General features: G+C 62.8%; 1 pseudogene. It reads right to left on the reverse strand.

Features of this window, described 5'->3' with window-relative positions:
* Nucleotides 1-298: 298 nt before the first annotated feature.
* Nucleotides 299-1,081: pseudogene (locus tag AC1Q7F_RS32600) on the reverse strand (hypothetical protein); the annotation flags it as partial.

Genomic DNA, 1,081 nt, shown 5'->3' on the forward strand with positions numbered 1-1,081 from the left:
TTCGGCGAGAGGTTCACAAAGGCAATGAACGCCTGATTTCAAACCGCCCCGCTAAGCACGGAATTCCCGATAGTCCCTCAATGGCCAAAAGGATGCCGCCTGGACCACCGAGTTCACGCCACCTCATACCGGGGCAGGCACCGAACCCACGTATCTCTACGCGCCCGATATGGTGTAGTTGCGCGAGGCGTTCCGTACCATAGGTGCCGAATGATATGCTCAGGCACGAGCATCTCCCCCGCTCGATTTCGCCCCGACTGGTTTTGAGCCAGCAGGTCCACTGGCATGAGATTGGCGTTCAACGCTGGAAATCGGCCAGCGACCGACGAACGGCGTGTTCAGGCACCTCGGTCCAACCACCGATCAGATCTCCTGACAGGAAGCTGATGCCCGCCTCCTCGCACAGGGTCTCCATAGCCATGTTGTCGACGCCCTCGACAGAGGTCAGCAACCGGTTCTTGGCCGCGATGGCACCAAAACGCAGCAGGTCGGTACGATAACGTTCGGCCGAGCAGCCGGGCGGCAACAACACACAGGCCACCTTCACGCCGGCGGCGGCCAGGGTGGGCAGGTCGTTGCTGCCGGGGTCCACCACCGCCATGATGGTGCGACCATAGGGACGCAGGGTGCTCACCATTTCGGCCAGACGGCCTGTGGGCACGCCTGCCGGCACCCCGCAAAGGTGAAAGGTCATGAAACTGCGCATATGCGTCGGGATGTCCTGCAGGACGTTCACCAGTTCCCGGCGGCGTCCCAGGACAGCCAGACTCTCGAAATGGATCGGCAATGAAAGGAAAAAGCGGAACCGGTTCTCGTAAAGCTCCGCAGCTTCGCTCACCGCCTCCTGGATCAGATGCATGTCCATGCCCAGGATCTGCTGCGGATCCTCGGGGTCCTGCAGCCCGTCATAACCCCAGAGCGGGCAACGCCCGGCCCGCATCCGGCCCGAGCGGGCGATAAAGACGGACAGGACCTGTTGCTTGACGTCCCACACCGGACGATAACGCACCTCGATCGGGCCCGCATCTTCGGCGCGGCGGGTGCGGATGCCGATGGGACGGTCGAGGCTGGCGCTGGCCTC

Source organism: Niveispirillum sp. GW835-FHT14G11, from assembly GCF_058793615.1.